Origin of the sequence: Halorubrum sp. SD690R, assembly GCF_005435035.1 — an archaeon.
In the GTDB taxonomy this organism is placed as follows: Archaea; Halobacteriota; Halobacteria; order Halobacteriales; family Haloferacaceae; genus Halorubrum; species Halorubrum ezzemoulense.
Map to the genome: position 1 here is coordinate 37,116 of NZ_SGTV01000010.1, position 13,283 is coordinate 50,398.

Annotated in this window: 19 protein-coding genes and 2 tRNA genes; 14 read left to right on the forward strand and 7 right to left on the reverse strand. The window is 68.6% G+C overall.

Annotation, left to right across the window (positions count from 1 at the left end):
* Positions 1-12: 12 nt before the first annotated feature.
* From EXE41_RS07985 to EXE41_RS08000, 4 genes are all read right to left on the reverse strand, one after another.
* The gene (locus EXE41_RS07985; RefSeq protein ID WP_137690711.1) at positions 13-1,038 is read right to left on the reverse strand and encodes an RNA-guided pseudouridylation complex pseudouridine synthase subunit Cbf5; all 1,026 of its coding nucleotides are present in this window, start codon (positions 1,036-1,038) and stop codon (positions 13-15) included.
* A 19-nt stretch (positions 1,039-1,057) separates the two neighbouring features.
* Positions 1,058-1,636, reverse strand: a complete 579-nt coding sequence (gene cmk, locus EXE41_RS07990) for a (d)CMP kinase (protein ID WP_086219724.1) — start codon at positions 1,634-1,636, stop codon at positions 1,058-1,060.
* A gap of 108 nt (positions 1,637-1,744) precedes the next feature.
* The gene (locus EXE41_RS07995) at positions 1,745-2,125 is read right to left on the reverse strand and encodes a hypothetical protein (protein ID WP_137690712.1); all 381 of its coding nucleotides are present in this window, start codon (positions 2,123-2,125) and stop codon (positions 1,745-1,747) included.
* On the reverse strand, positions 2,115-3,155 hold the full coding sequence (locus EXE41_RS08000) for a zinc-binding dehydrogenase (RefSeq protein WP_086215735.1): 1,041 nt from the start codon (positions 3,153-3,155) through the stop codon (positions 2,115-2,117). Before EXE41_RS08000 ends, EXE41_RS07995 begins: the two co-directional genes overlap by 11 nt.
* A gap of 260 nt (positions 3,156-3,415) precedes the next feature.
* On the opposite strand from EXE41_RS08000, the gene EXE41_RS08005 reads away from it, so the two are divergent.
* The 13 genes from EXE41_RS08005 to rpsB all read left to right on the forward strand — a co-directional run bounded on the left by EXE41_RS08005 (position 3,416) and on the right by rpsB (position 9,619).
* Positions 3,416-3,501: transfer RNA gene (locus EXE41_RS08005), tRNA-Ser, on the forward strand.
* 55 nt (positions 3,502-3,556) lie between these two features.
* Positions 3,557-4,078, forward strand: coding sequence for a 30S ribosomal protein S13 (locus EXE41_RS08010; protein ID WP_049930734.1), 522 nt, complete (start codon positions 3,557-3,559; stop codon positions 4,076-4,078).
* Positions 4,075-4,602, forward strand: coding sequence for a 30S ribosomal protein S4 (locus EXE41_RS08015; RefSeq protein ID WP_006112313.1), 528 nt, complete (start codon positions 4,075-4,077; stop codon positions 4,600-4,602). Before EXE41_RS08010 ends, EXE41_RS08015 begins: the two co-directional genes overlap by 4 nt.
* Positions 4,603-4,608: 6 nt before the next feature.
* Positions 4,609-4,998, forward strand: a complete 390-nt coding sequence (locus EXE41_RS08020) for a 30S ribosomal protein S11 (protein WP_004046448.1) — start codon at positions 4,609-4,611, stop codon at positions 4,996-4,998.
* A gap of 1 nt (position 4,999) precedes the next feature.
* A complete protein-coding gene (locus tag EXE41_RS08025) occupies positions 5,000-5,752 on the forward strand; it encodes a DNA-directed RNA polymerase subunit D (protein ID WP_137690713.1) in 753 nt (250 codons plus the stop codon).
* A gap of 149 nt (positions 5,753-5,901) precedes the next feature.
* Positions 5,902-5,986 (forward strand) — tRNA-Leu (locus tag EXE41_RS08030).
* A 39-nt stretch (positions 5,987-6,025) separates the two neighbouring features.
* Positions 6,026-6,379, forward strand: coding sequence for a 50S ribosomal protein L18e (locus tag EXE41_RS08035; RefSeq protein ID WP_137690714.1), 354 nt, complete (start codon positions 6,026-6,028; stop codon positions 6,377-6,379).
* Positions 6,376-6,825, forward strand: a complete 450-nt coding sequence (locus EXE41_RS08040) for a 50S ribosomal protein L13 (protein WP_008367868.1) — start codon at positions 6,376-6,378, stop codon at positions 6,823-6,825. The genes EXE41_RS08035 and EXE41_RS08040 overlap by 4 nt, the downstream gene beginning before the upstream one ends.
* On the forward strand, positions 6,819-7,217 hold the full coding sequence (locus EXE41_RS08045; RefSeq protein ID WP_004595258.1) for a 30S ribosomal protein S9: 399 nt from the start codon (positions 6,819-6,821) through the stop codon (positions 7,215-7,217). Before EXE41_RS08040 ends, EXE41_RS08045 begins: the two co-directional genes overlap by 7 nt.
* A gap of 12 nt (positions 7,218-7,229) precedes the next feature.
* The gene (locus EXE41_RS08050; RefSeq protein WP_006628058.1) at positions 7,230-7,424 is read left to right on the forward strand and encodes a DNA-directed RNA polymerase subunit N; all 195 of its coding nucleotides are present in this window, start codon (positions 7,230-7,232) and stop codon (positions 7,422-7,424) included.
* Positions 7,425-7,426: 2 nt separating this feature from the next.
* On the forward strand, positions 7,427-7,606 hold the full coding sequence (locus tag EXE41_RS08055) for a DNA-directed RNA polymerase subunit K (RefSeq protein WP_049930742.1): 180 nt from the start codon (positions 7,427-7,429) through the stop codon (positions 7,604-7,606).
* On the forward strand, positions 7,606-8,808 hold the full coding sequence (gene eno / locus EXE41_RS08060) for a phosphopyruvate hydratase (RefSeq protein ID WP_089308632.1): 1,203 nt from the start codon (positions 7,606-7,608) through the stop codon (positions 8,806-8,808). Before EXE41_RS08055 ends, eno begins: the two co-directional genes overlap by 1 nt.
* Positions 8,809-8,824: 16 nt before the next feature.
* A complete protein-coding gene (gene rpsB / locus EXE41_RS08065; protein WP_049930745.1) occupies positions 8,825-9,619 on the forward strand; it encodes a 30S ribosomal protein S2 in 795 nt (264 codons plus the stop codon).
* An 87-nt stretch (positions 9,620-9,706) separates the two neighbouring features.
* Here the strand turns inward: rpsB and EXE41_RS08070 are convergent, their stop codons facing one another.
* The 3 genes from EXE41_RS08070 to EXE41_RS08080 all read right to left on the reverse strand — a co-directional run bounded on the left by EXE41_RS08070 (position 9,707) and on the right by EXE41_RS08080 (position 11,817).
* On the reverse strand, positions 9,707-10,057 hold the full coding sequence (locus EXE41_RS08070; protein ID WP_094494582.1) for a DUF4870 domain-containing protein: 351 nt from the start codon (positions 10,055-10,057) through the stop codon (positions 9,707-9,709).
* Positions 10,058-10,221: 164 nt separating this feature from the next.
* Entirely contained in the window at positions 10,222-10,818 is a 597-nt protein-coding gene (locus EXE41_RS08075; protein WP_094582336.1) for a mechanosensitive ion channel domain-containing protein, read from the reverse strand.
* Positions 10,819-10,866: 48 nt separating this feature from the next.
* A complete protein-coding gene (locus EXE41_RS08080; protein WP_137690715.1) occupies positions 10,867-11,817 on the reverse strand; it encodes a halo transducer protein in 951 nt (316 codons plus the stop codon).
* A gap of 206 nt (positions 11,818-12,023) precedes the next feature.
* Between EXE41_RS08080 and EXE41_RS08085 the strand changes: the two genes are divergently transcribed.
* Positions 12,024-13,250: a PstS family phosphate ABC transporter substrate-binding protein gene (locus EXE41_RS08085; protein WP_086215726.1), complete on the forward strand. Its 1,227-nt coding sequence runs from the start codon at positions 12,024-12,026 to the stop codon at positions 13,248-13,250.
* Positions 13,251-13,283: the final 33 nt, after the last annotated feature.

Consider the following 13,283-nt stretch of genomic DNA (forward strand, 5'->3'; position numbering starts at 1 on the left):
GGGGCGGCGTATTTATAAAAGAACGCGCTCCAAGGCGACGACCGTCCCGTTCTCGGCGTCCGGGTCGTCGACGACGCTCCCGAGGCAGACCGCGGTGCCGTCCGGCGTGAAGCACGCGGCGAGCGGCGGGTCCGGGTCCGTGTCGCGGTCAGTCGGCGCGTCGCCATTCGTGTCGGTCGGCGCGTCGCTATCGGTCGACGCGTCGTCGCGGACCGCCGCCGGGATCGCCGCGTCGTCGATGTCGATCACGCCGGGCGCGTACACGGGAGCCCCGGTCGCGACGCTGCGGGCGGCCGACCGGGCGACCGTCACCGCGGGGAGGTGGGCGAGGGCGTCCTCCGCCGGGCGGACCACCTCGCGGAGGAGCGCGTCGTCGCCGTCCCCGGCCCACGCGAGCGCGTCCACGAGGTTCTGAAGCGTGCGGAGGTCGCGGTCGTCGAACGGGTCCGTGGCGCTGCGCCGGAGGTGTCCCATGTGCGCGCCGCCCCCCGTCGCGAGCCCGATGTCGTGACACAGCTTCCGGACGTACGTCCCCGACTCGCAGCGGATCCGGAGGAGCGCCCGGCGGTCGGCGACCTCCAGCAGGTCCAACTCGTGGACCGTCCGCGTGCGGAGCCGACGGCTCACGGCGCTCTTCCGCGGCGGCTTCTGGTAGATCTCGCCCTCGAACTCGGCGACGACTTCCCGGAAGTCCGACGGGGGTGACCCGTGGAGCTCCAGCACCGCGACGTACTCCTTCGCCCCTTCGAGGAACACCTGCGCCATGCGCGTCGCGTCGCCGGTCAGCGTGGGGAGACAGCCGGTGACCTTCGGATCGAGGGTCCCCGAGTGAGCGACGCCGCGGGTCGGTGGCCCCTCGGGGTCGAGCGTCGCGAGCGTCTCGTCTATGGCGTCCCGCACCCACGCCGACACTTGGTGCGAGGAGGGCCCGGCGGGCTTGTCGAGGTTGACGACGCCGAACCGGAGCAGCTCCGGCACTGACCGCTCTTCGGGAGGCGCTCTGAGCGGGTCGGGGTCGGCGTCGGAAGGATCTGTCATGCGGAGGTCAGTTGCGGGTTCAGAAGTCGTACACGACGCCGTCGACGGGCGCCTTCCCCTCGTCGTCGTCGGGGTCGTACGCTTCGACGGTCGCGACGAGGACGTTGAGGAAGCGCTCGGGCCCCCAGCGGGCGGTGTTGTACGCGGCGTCGTAGATCGAGAGGTCCTCGATGTCGATGTTGTAGTACTCCCGGTACCGCTTGCGCTCGGAGGCCTCGCGGCGCTCCGTCTCCGTTCGCGCGCGGTCGGTCGGCTTCGCCTCGCGCTCCGCGATCCGCTCCGCGCGGACCGACAGCGGCGCGTCGAACCAGAACCGGAAGTCGGCGTGGTCGGCCGCGAGCCACCCGGCGAGCCGCGATTCGAGGACCACGTCGTCGCGCTCGACGGCGATCTCGCGGAGCCGGCGGTCGAGGTCGCGGTCGATCTGCGGGTCCTCCTCGGCGAACTCGTTGAACTCGACCGGCGTCATGTCGCGTTCGGCCGCCATCTCGCGGAAGATGTCGCCGCCGGAGACGTGCCCGAGACCGAGCGCGTCCGCCAGCTGGACGGCGTTGGTGCTCTTCCCGCTTCCAGGCGGGCCGGAGACGGTGATCAACATATCACCACTGCGCGGGTGTCGTTCAAAACGGTTGTCGTTCGGCTGCGGGAGCGCGCGCCCGTCGGCGCCCGTGTCGAGGACTCGCTCGCCGTCACCGACCCGGCTCGCTCACGCCTCGGGGTCGGCCGTCGCGGCCGTCATCGACCAGACGGCGACGAGGCCGAGCAGGAGCGCGGGGACAAGCGGCAGCACGAGGTACGTGGCGAAAAAGGGGAGCCCGAACCACCCGGCCGCGTACGGATACGCGTAGATGATCCCGGGGATGACGATAGCGCAGACGAAAAGCGCCGCCACCAGCGCCCACCCCTCGCGGCCGAAGCCGTCGGCCGCCGGCTCCCGACCGGCCGACTCCGACGGCCCCGTACCGTCGGCGCCGCCGCTCTCGCCCTCCGGGGCGTGGACATAGCCGCCGTCGGTAGTGCCGTCGGCGCCCGCGGCCGCGTCGCGATCGGCCGCGTCGCCGTCGGCCGCGTCGGTCTCAGAGCTCACTGTCGGGTCTAACCACCACTTTGCCAAAGCCCTCACGGTTCTCGATCATCTCGTGTGCGCGCGCGGCCTCGCTCATCGGGAGGACCTCCCGGACGCGGGGCTCGAAGGTCCCGTCCCAGACCAGTTCCAGGACGTCGTCGACCTCGCCCGGCGTCGCCATCGTCGAGCCGATGACGGAGAGCTGGTTCCAGAAGATGCGGTTGAGCCCCGCGCCCGGGTTCGGGCCAGTGGTCGCGCCGCAGGTGACGAGCCGGCCGCCCTTCGCCATCGACTTCAGCGAGTTCGGGTAGGTCGCCTCGCCGACGTGGTCGACGACGACGTCGACGCCTCGTTTGCCGGTGAGCGCCGCGATCTCGTCCGCGAAGTCGTTCGCCTCGTAGTCGATGACGTGGTCGGCGCCGCAGTCCTCGGCGTGCGCGAGCTTCTCCTCGGTGGAGGCAGTCGCGAACACCTCGCAGCCGGCGTGGTCGGCGATCTGGACCGCTGCGTGGCCGACGCCGCCGGAGGCGCCCAAGACGAGCACCTTCTCGCCCGCCTCGATGTCCGCGCGCGTCTGGAGCATCCGCCACGCGGTCTGGAACACGAGCGACGCGGAGCCGGCGACCTCCCAGTCGACGCCGTCGGGGACCGGGACGAGGTTCTCGGCCGGGACCGACGCCTTCTCGGCGTGGACGCCGCGGACGTGCTCGCCGATGATGTGGAAGGAGACGCACAGCGACTCCTCGCCGTTCCGGCAGAACTCGCAGTTGCCGCAGGAGACGCCGGCGCTCACGGCGACGTGGTCCCCAGGCTCGAAGCGCGTCACGCCCTCACCGACGGCCTCCACGACGCCCGCGGCGTCGCTCCCCGGGATGTGCGGCATCTCCACGTCGATGCCGGGCATTCCGCGGCGGGTCCAGACGTCGAGGTGGTTCAACGCCCCCGCCTTGACGTCGACGAGCACCTCGCCGCGGTCGGGGTCGGGCTCGGGGAACTCGCCGTACTCGATCACGTCGCGGTCGCCGTGGTCGGCGAACTGAACGGCCTTCATATTCGGACCCTCCCGCGGGACCCACTAAACAGTACGCCTCACGGAAACGAGCGACGCGACCATCGAACCGGCGCGGCCACCGGACTGACGCGACCATCGAACCGGCACGGCCCGCGGGACGACGCTCGCAGCCACCGTGCGAGTCGCCCACAGCGACCCGACCGTTTCGTGATGTTTAAGTACCGAAAGCGGGAGCATACGAACGCACGAACTGTAGGGGCGTCGGGCCCCGAGTCCGAGAGGGCGATGATACAACGCGGGTTGCGGTAGCCAAGCCTGGCCCAAGGCGCAGGGTTGCTAACTCTGTGGCGTCACTGCCTCCGGGGTTCGAATCCCCGCCGCAACGCTCGAACGGACGAGTACCGCCGGATCGCGCCGGTAGGGCTCACCACAACCAACACATGAGCACGGAAGAACCACAGGACGACTCGCCGGAGGAGGAGGAAGACCTCCAGTACTTCGTTCGGATCGGGGGCGCGGACCTCGACGGGACGAAGACGGTCGAGCGAAGCCTGTCCGAACTCGACGGCATCGGCACGCGCACGGCGCGGCTGGTCGCCGAGAAGGCCGACGTGGACCGAAACGCCACGTTCGGGCTCCTCGACGAGGAGGACATCGACGCGGTGGTCGACATCGCCGAGAACCTCGAAGACCACGTCCCGTCGTGGATGACGAACCGACAGAACGACTTCTTCACCGGAGAGACGACGCACCTCGTCGGCACGGACGTCAACGAGAAGCGGCGCCACGACATCAACCGGATGAAGATCATCGAATCGTACAAGGGCGTGCGCCACAAGCGCGGGCAGAAGGTCCGCGGCCAGCGCACCAAGTCCACGGGTCGCTCGGAGGGGACCATCGGGGTCAACGTTGAGGAGATCCGCGAGGAGATGGAAGACGACGAGGGCGGTGACGACGAATGAGCACCGGAAAGAACACCAAGGGCTACGAGACGCCGAACCACCCGTATCAGGGCGAGCGCATCGCCGAGGAGTCCGACCTCCTCTCGCGGTACGGTCTGAAGAACAAAGAGGAGTTCTGGCGCGCCCAGTCCGAACTGCGCAACATGCGCCGAGAGGCCCGACGGCTGCTCGGCGAGGCGCAGGGTGACGTCGACGCCGCACAGGACGCCGGCGCGGAGTTCGTTACGCGGCTCCGCCGGATCGGCATCCTCGGCGACAACGACGACATCTCGACGGTCCTGTCGCTCGACGTGACCGACCTGCTGGAGCGTCGCCTCCAGACAGTCGTCTACCGACAGGGCTTCGCCTCCTCAACCCAGCAGGCCCGCCAGTTCATCGTCCACGGCCACATCACCGTCAACGGCGCCCGCGTCACGCGCCCGTCGGTGAAGGTGGATGTCGACGACGAGGGCGCCATCGCCTTCGACGAGACGAGCCCGCTCGCGGACGATCTCCACCCCGAGCGCGCGGAGTCACAGGAGTAACCAACCATGAGTGAATCCGAGGACGGAAAGTGGGGCATCGCCCACGTGTACGCGTCGTTCAACAACACGCTCATCACGGTCACCGACGAGACGGGCGCCGAGACGATCGCCAAGTCGTCCGGCGGCACCGTGGTGAAGCAGAACCGCGACGAGGCGTCGCCGTACGCCGCCATGCAGATGGCGGAGGTCGTCGCCGAGCGCGTCAAGGACGCCGGTCTGGAGGGCGTGCACGTTCGCGTGCGCGGTCCCGGCGGCAACCTCAACAAGTCCACCGGTCCCGGTGCGCAGGCGACGATTCGCGCGCTCTCGCGGGCGGGCGTCGAGATCGGGCGCATCGAGGACGTCACGCCGATCCCGCACGACGGGACGAAGGCGCCGAAGAACAAGCGAGTCTGACATGACCGAAGACGAATTCGACGTCCAGTACGTCGAACGGGACGAACGCAGCGCGCGGGTGCTGATCCGCGGGCTCACGCCGGCGTTCGCCAACGGCATCCGCCGCGCGATGATCGCCGACGTCCCGACGTTCTCGATCGACACCGTCCGGTTCGTCGAGAACTCCTCGGTCATGTTCGACGAGATGATCGGCCTGCGGCTGGGGCTCGTGCCCCTGACGACGCCGCTCGACGACTTCGATATCGGCGACGAGGTCACCCTCGCGCTCGACGTCGAAGGTCCGGCGACGGCGTACTCCGGCGACATCGAGAGCAGCGACCCGCTCGTCGAGGTCGCCGACGAGAACGTTCCGATCATCGAGCTGAAGGAGGGACAGCGGTTGGAGTTCGAGGCCGACGCGGTCCTCGACACCGGCAAGGAGCACGCCAAACACCAGGGCGGCGTCTCCGTCGGCTACCGCCACCTCCAGCGCGTCTCGGTCGAGGGCGACCGCGGCGAGTTCGACGACAACGAGCCGAACATCCTCCGCGGCGTCATCGAGACGCCGGACGGGGAGATCGAGCTCACGGACGAGTTCGACAACGACCTCTCGGAACGGTTCCCCGGCAAAGAGGTCGCGGTCGAGGACGTGCCGGGCGCGTTCGTCTTCCACATCGAGACGGACGGCTCATTCGACGTCGAGGAACTGTTGCTCCGCGCGATCGACTCCATCGAGGAGCGCGCGGACGAACTACAGACGAAAGTCGCAGTATAAGGAAATGACGGCCCTTCGAACCACCCCCCTGACCGTCGCCCCCGCCGGCAGCCGCGGCGCCGCTCCGACCGACGGAGCGCCCGCGGCCGACCGCGGGGACGCCGGGACCGAAAGTGGTTTGAAGGGAGCCGGAATACGGTGGAGTACACGCAGGGATAGCCAAGTCAGGCCAACGGCGCAGCGTTCAGGGCGCTGTCCTGTAGAGGTCCGCAGGTTCAAATCCTGCTCCCTGCACTCCGTTTTCCACGAACTCTCCGTTCAGGAGGGACAGCTATGAGTAGCAAGACGAATCCGAAACTACAGAACCTCATCGCCGATCTGAAGTCGGTCTCGCGTGACTCCGGTGCCAGCGTGTGGCAGGACGTCGCCGACCGACTGGAGAAGCCACGGCGCACGCACGCTGAGGTCAACCTGGGCCGTATCGAACGATACGCGCAGGAAGACGAGACGGTCGTCGTCCCCGGCAAGGTGCTGGGCAGCGGTGTGCTCGAAACGAACGTTACCGTCGCCGCCGTCGACTTCTCCGGAACCGCCCGGACGAAGATCGACCAGGCCGGCGAAGCGGTGGCGCTGGAACAGTACGTCGAACAGAACCCCGAAGGAAGCAACGTGCGGGTGATCCGATGAGTCTCGCGAAGATCGACGCGGACGTCGTCGTCGACGCCCGCGACTGTATCCTCGGTCGCGTCTCCTCGGAGGTCGCCCAGCGCGTCCTCGCCGGGGAGACCGTCGCCGTCGTCAACGCCGAGCGCGCCGTCATCACCGGCAACGAGGAGGCGACGATGGAGACGTACCACAAGCGCGCGGAGCTCGGCTCGGACAGCGGGCCGTACTACCCCAAGCGCCCCGACCGAATCTTCAAGCGCGCCATCCGCGGCATGCTGCCGTACAAGTCGGAGGACGGCCGCGAGGCGTTCTCGAACGTGCGCGTGTACGTCGGGAACCCCTACGAGCGCGACGAGGACGTCGAGAGCGTCGTCCTCGACGGCACCTCGCTCGACCGCCTCTCGAACATCAAATTCACCACGCTCGGGGAGATCTCCGAGTCTCTGGGAGCCAACGTCACATGGTAACGAACACCTCAGGCAAGAAGAAGACGGCCGTCGCCCGCGCCACCGTGCGCGAGGGCGAGGGTCGCGTTCGCATCAACTCCCAGCCAGTCGAGCTGGTCGAACCGGAGCAGGCGCGGCTCAAGATGCTGGAGCCGTTCCGCATCGCGGGCGAGGAGCTCCGCGACGGCGTCGACATCGACATCGACGTCGAGGGCGGCGGCTTCAGCGGGCAGGCGGACGCGACGCGGACCGCCATCGCCCGCGGCCTCGTCCAGCACCTCGGCGACGCCGAGCTGCGCGACGCGTACATGAACTTCGACCGCACCCTGCTGGTCAACGACGTGCGCCAGTCCGAACCCAAGAAGTGGGGCGGACCCGGCGCGCGCGCTCGCTACCAGAAGTCCTACCGCTGAGGTGATCCAGTCATGATGATCCCCGTCCGGTGTTTCACGTGCGGCAACGTCGTGGGTGAACACTGGGAAGAGTTCAAAGAGCGGGCTCGCGAGGGCGACGAAGACCCCGGCGAGGTGCTCGACGACCTCGGGGTCGACCGGCACTGCTGCCGGCGCATGCTGGTGAGCCACCGCGACCTCGTGGACGTCGTCTCGCCGTACCAGTAACCATGTCAGGACAGCGATACAATCGATACGAGAAGGCACGCATCCTCGGCGCGCGAGCGCTACAGGTGTCCTACGGGGCGCCCGTGCTGATCGACACGGACCAGACGGAGCCGATACTCGTCGCCGCGGAGGAGTACGACGCGGGCGCGCTCCCGTTCACCGTGCGGAGGGAATCCAACTAGTGACCCGAATTACCAGCGTCTCGCTGCGTCGCGTGCTCGACTCGCGCGGAAACCCGACGGTCGAGGCCGACGTGCTCACCGAGTCCGGCGGCTTCGGCCGTGGGGCGGCGCCTAGCGGGGCCTCGACCGGGGAGTACGAAGCGATCGAACTGCCGGCGAGCGAGTCCATCGCGAAGGCCCGCGAACACGCGGTCCCGCGCCTCGAGGGCGTCTACGCCGGCGACCAGCGCGCGGTCGACAACGCACTCCGCGCCGCCGACGGGACGGACGACTTCTCCGCCATCGGCGCCAACAGCGCGGTCGCCATCTCGATGGCGGCCGCGAAGGCCGCCGCCGACGTGCTCGGCGCACCGCTGTACCAGCACCTCGGCGGGGCGTTCCGCGGCGAGAACTTCCCGATCCCGCTTGGCAACGTCGTCGGCGGCGGAGAGCACGCCAAGGAGGCGACCCACATTCAGGAGTTCCTCGCGGCGCCCGTCGGCGCGCCGAGCGTCTCGGAGGCCGTCTTCGCGAACGCCGCGGTCCACGCGGCGGTCGCGGACGTGTTAGACGAGCGCGGCGTGCCCGCGGCGAAGGGCGACGAGGGCGCGTGGGCGCCCCCCATCTCGGACGCCGACGCGTTCGAGGTCGTCGACGAGGCGGTCGACCGCGTCGAGGAAGACGTGGGCTTCGAGATCCGCTTCGGTCTCGACATGGCCGCGGCCGAACTGTACGACGACGAGGCCGAGGCGTACGTCTACGGCGACGAGACGAAGTCGGCCGACGAGCAGATCGAGTACGTCGCCGGCCTCGTCGACGAGTACGACCTCGCGTACGTCGAGGACCCGCTCGACGAGAACGACTACGAGGCGTTCGCGGACCTGACCGACCGGGTCGGCGACCGGACGCTGATCTGCGGGGACGACCTGTTCGTCACCAACGTCGAGCGGCTCCAGGACGGCATCGACGCCGGCGCGGCCAACAGCATCCTCATCAAGCCGAACCAGATCGGGACGCTGTCGGACGCGTTCGACGCCGTCGAGCTCGCCGCCCGCAACGGGTACGAGACGGTCATCTCTCACCGTTCGGGCGAGACCGAGGACACCACCATCGCACACCTCGCCGTGGCGACCGACGCCGGTTACATCAAGACCGGGACGGTCGGCGGCGAGCGAACCGCCAAGCTGAACGAACTGGTCCGCATCGCGGACGACGCGGTATGACGGGCCCACACCACGCATGAGCGAAGACAACGACGCGGTCGAACTCGACGACGACGCGGAGACCGAGGCGGTCGACGCGGCGGTCGAGGAGGAGGCCGACACGACCGAGGAACCGACCGCCGACGCGGCCGAGACGGCCGCCGACGCCGAGAGCGAGACCGCCGCGGGCGACGACGAAGCGGACGAGGAGGAGGCCTCCCCGTTCGACGACGACGTCATGCCCGACGACGACGTCGACCTGCTGATCCCCGTCGAGGACTACCTCTCTGCGGGTGTCCACATCGGGACCCAGCAGAAGACGAAGGACATGGAGCGGTTCATCCACCGCGTCCGCGACGACGGGCTGTACGTCCTCGACGTGAGCCTGACCGACCAGCGGATCCGCACGGCCGCGGATTTCCTCGCGAACTACAACCCCGAGCAGATCCTCGTCACATCCTCGCGGCAGTACGGTCGGTTCCCGGCCGAGAAGTTCGCGGACGCCATCGGCGCCCGCGCCCGCACCGGTCGCTTCATTCCGGGCACGCTGACGAACCCCGACTACGCCGGCTACATCGAGCCGGACGTGGTCGTGGTCACCGACCCCATCGGCGACGCGCAGGCCGTCAAAGAGGCCATCACCGTCGGTATCCCGGTGATCGCGATGTGCGACTCCAACAACCAGCTGTCGAACGTCGACCTCGTCATCCCGACGAACAACAAGGGTCGGCGCGCGCTGTCGGTCGTCTACTGGCTCCTCGCCAACGAGACGCTCGACCGCCGCGGCGCCGACACGGTGTTCGCCCTCGAAGACTTCGAGGACGAGCTCTAAGCCGGCCGCGTTTTTCTTCGACGCTTCCTGTTTCGTCCGTTCACCGCTCGGAGAGCCGTCGGCGAATCGATCCGCGGCGCGACGCGCTCAGACGATATCGGGCGTGAACGGGTACGAATAGACCCGCCCGTCGTTGGCCTTCACCGTTGCCACGAGGACCAAGACTAGGTCGACGACGCCGATAATCGGGAACAGCAGGAGGCCGATGAACACGAAGCTCAGGACGGCGGCAATCATGAGCGCGGCGAAGACGACGATCTGGAAGTTCAGCGAATTCTTCGCGTTCCGCTCGACGAGTTCGTCGTCGTCGTCCGCGAGGATCAGGAAGAGAATCGGGCCGAGGAACGACGCGAAGAGCGACGAGGCGTGCGACAGCGCCGCTAGCGTCGTGTCCCCGTCGACGGTCCCGTCGCCGGTCTCAGTTGCTGTGGTTGACATAGCGGGATGGCGGTTTCGGAGCAGATTGATAAATTTTCGGAGACCGACCGGAATACACGGAGGCGTCAGTCGACAGCCACGCTCGAGCCGGCGCCCGTCGCCGACTGCGACCGATCGGTCGTCGGTCGGTCCCCTGCTCAGTCGGGCGTCGACCGGTCCCCCGCTCAGTCGGTCGTCGACGGCTCGCTGTCGGTCGGTTCGTCGACCGCCCCGCCCGTCGTCTCCTCGGGCACGTCGTGGGTCCACCGCGGCTCTATCTCTCGGTTCGCCATCACGATCCGGTCGCCGCCGTCGGTGTCGATCCGCGTCTTCCGGAGTTCGATGGCGGCGACCGTTCCCGTCACGCCCTTCGACTCGACGCGGTAGCCGACGTTGAAGTCCGGGTCCCGCAGGAGGTAGACCCCCGCCACCGTGTCCTCGATCATCTCGGAGAGCGCGTAGGAGACCCCGAGGGCGATGAAGCCGACGGCGGTGCCGAGGCTCGCCGCGATGTCGCCCATGCCGACGACCTTCAGGAACGTGAGCGCGACGCCGAACCAGAGGAACACGGAGACGAGCGTGACGATGAGGTCGCCGACCAGTTCGCGGTCGCCGACGTACAGCCGTTCGATCGACCCGCGGACGACCGAGAGGACGACCCGCACCGTCAGGTACGCCAGCGCGAGGAAGATCAGCCCCGAGAGCAGCCGCGGGACCGCCACGACCAGCCCCTCGACGAAGTTCGAGAGCGAGCGGGAGACGAGCGACGGGATCTGCGTCATGCCGAACCGCACACGGCGGAGAGTGGAAAAGGTGAGGGCGCCGCCGGCTCAGTTCGCGGCCTCGTCGCCGGGCGCCCCGTCCTCGGACAGCGCCGACCGAGCCTCCGCGACGGTCTCGTCCACGCGAGCCCACGCGACGGGCGGCTCGACCGCCTCGAGCTCCGCGTCGAGCGCGTCGAGCCGCTCGCCGAACTCGCCGTCCCGGCCCGGCCGGTCGCCGAGCGCGTCGGCGTGCTCCGCGACCGCGGATTCGAGATCGTCGATCCGCGCGTCCACGTCGTCCGGGAAGGGGGCGCCGTCGCGGTGGCCCCACGCGCGGAGGTCGTCGGCCTCGGCTCGGAGGTCGGCGACGACGAGGTCGAGGACGCGCGTCTGGACGGCGGCGTCGAACCGCCGTCCCGGGTCCGGGTCGTCCGCGTCCCGCAGCGACTCGACGGTCTCGGTGAGGGCCGCGGCGGACTCCTCGGCGGCCTCGACTTCGTCCACGAGCGCGCCGTGACGTCGGTTGGCCGAGCGGAGCCACGCCTCGAACGCCTCCAGTTCGGTTTCGAGGTCGTGGGCGACGCGGACGATGTCCTGCGCCTCGGTGGTTATCTCGTGGAGGGCAACCGCGGCGCGGTACACCGCCACCGGCTCGGCCAGCCCCGACCGCGCCGCGCCGAGGTCGTCGCCGAGCGCCTCCACCTCCGCACGGAGGTCGTCCAGCCGGTCCCCGAACGCCCGCCGGCGGACAGTGACGACCTCGAGGTCCGGCGCGTCGTCGGCGGCGGCGGTCGCCTCGTCGTGGGTCCGCGTCGCGAGGTCGACCCGCGTCTCCGCTGTCGCGAGTATCTGCGACACGTCGGTGACGCTCGACTCGATCGCCGCGGACGTCACCCTCCCGTCGTCGGTGAAGGGTTCGAGCCAGGTCCGGATCGACTCCGGTTCCTCGCCGGTCCGGTCGGCCACAGACTCGACGAGTTCGTCGAGGGGCGTCTCCGCGGGCGCGCTCTCACTCATACGGCCGGATTCGGCGTAGTACGGTGTATACCTTCCTAAGAGCGGTGTGTTCGGGGACAGAGGCGAACAGAGCGGTACGTGGTGGTATATAGCTGTCAGAACCGTCTCTTGTACTCACCACCGATACTGTGGACTCTTCGCGTGACAAGAGGTGACTATATTAAAAATATAAACCAGTTTAATAGACTTGCCCGTTGCCACGCCTGATGTCAGACCGGAACTGGGTCGACGGCGGCGTGTCGCGGCGGAAAGTTCTCATCACGTCCGGAGCGCTCGGAACCGCCGGGTTGGCGGGCTGTAGCGGAAGCAGCGACGGCGGCGACGGCGGATCCGGCGGCGACGGCGGCGACGGTGGCTCCGGCGGCTCCGGTGGCGACGGCGACGACGGCTCCGGGCAGAGCACGGCGCTGCTCAACGCCGAGGGCTCCTCGACGGTGTACCCAATCTCGAACACGGGGAGCTCATACTGGAACTCCAACGCCCCGCCGAGCGACGGCGAGTACTGGGGCGCGAACGACGAGGGCTCGGTGCCCGGCTGGGACCAGCTCTCCGCCGACGGCGCGGACGACATGCTCATCGCCGACTACTTCGCAGCGAAGTTCGGCTTCGAGCCGACCGATCAGCGCTCTTCGCCGCCGTTCCCGACGACGGTCGGCCTGAGCCACTCCGGGACCGGCTGTGAGGCCGTCACTGACGGCCTCGTCGACATCGGCAACTCCTCCGGGCCGATCACGGCGGAGCTCGACTGGACCGAGGAGAAGGCCCAGAACACAGTCGTCGACAACGTTGTCGGTCGCGATGGCCAGCCGGTCGTCGTCAGCTCCGACGTCTCCGACGCCGGCGTCGCGCAGCTGACCGGCGAGGAGATCCGCGGCATCTACCAGAACGAGATCACCAACTGGAACGAGATCGACGGGGTCGACTACGATCAGGAGATCTACGCTATCGGCCGCGCCGAGGGCTCCGGGACGGACACCTCGTTCCGCCTGAACATGCTCGGCGCCGCCGACGCCTCGATGTCGGGCGTCGACACGCGCTTCGGGCAGAACCAGCAGGTCGCGCAGGCCGTCTCCCAGAACGAGGGCGCCATCGCGTACATGGCGCTCGCGTTCACCAGCGAAACGGTCATCCCGATCTCCATCGAGTTCGACGGCACGCTGTACGAGACCAGCCGCGACGCGGAGAACACCATCTTCGACAGCGAGTACCCGCTCAACCGCGACCTCCACATGTACACGCTCATCGAGGAGAACAACCCCGAAGCCGGCGGCTACGACCGGCGCGAGGCGGCGTTCGTCAATATGTTCCTCAACGAGTTCGGACAGAGCGTCTTCGTCGAGGGGAACAACTACATCCCGCTCCCGACGAGCGACCTCCAGTCGATGAAAGACAAAGTCTCGTCCGTCGCCACGGAGGATCTCATCTCGCCGTAGTCCGACGACCGACGGTCGATCGACCCGAGACGA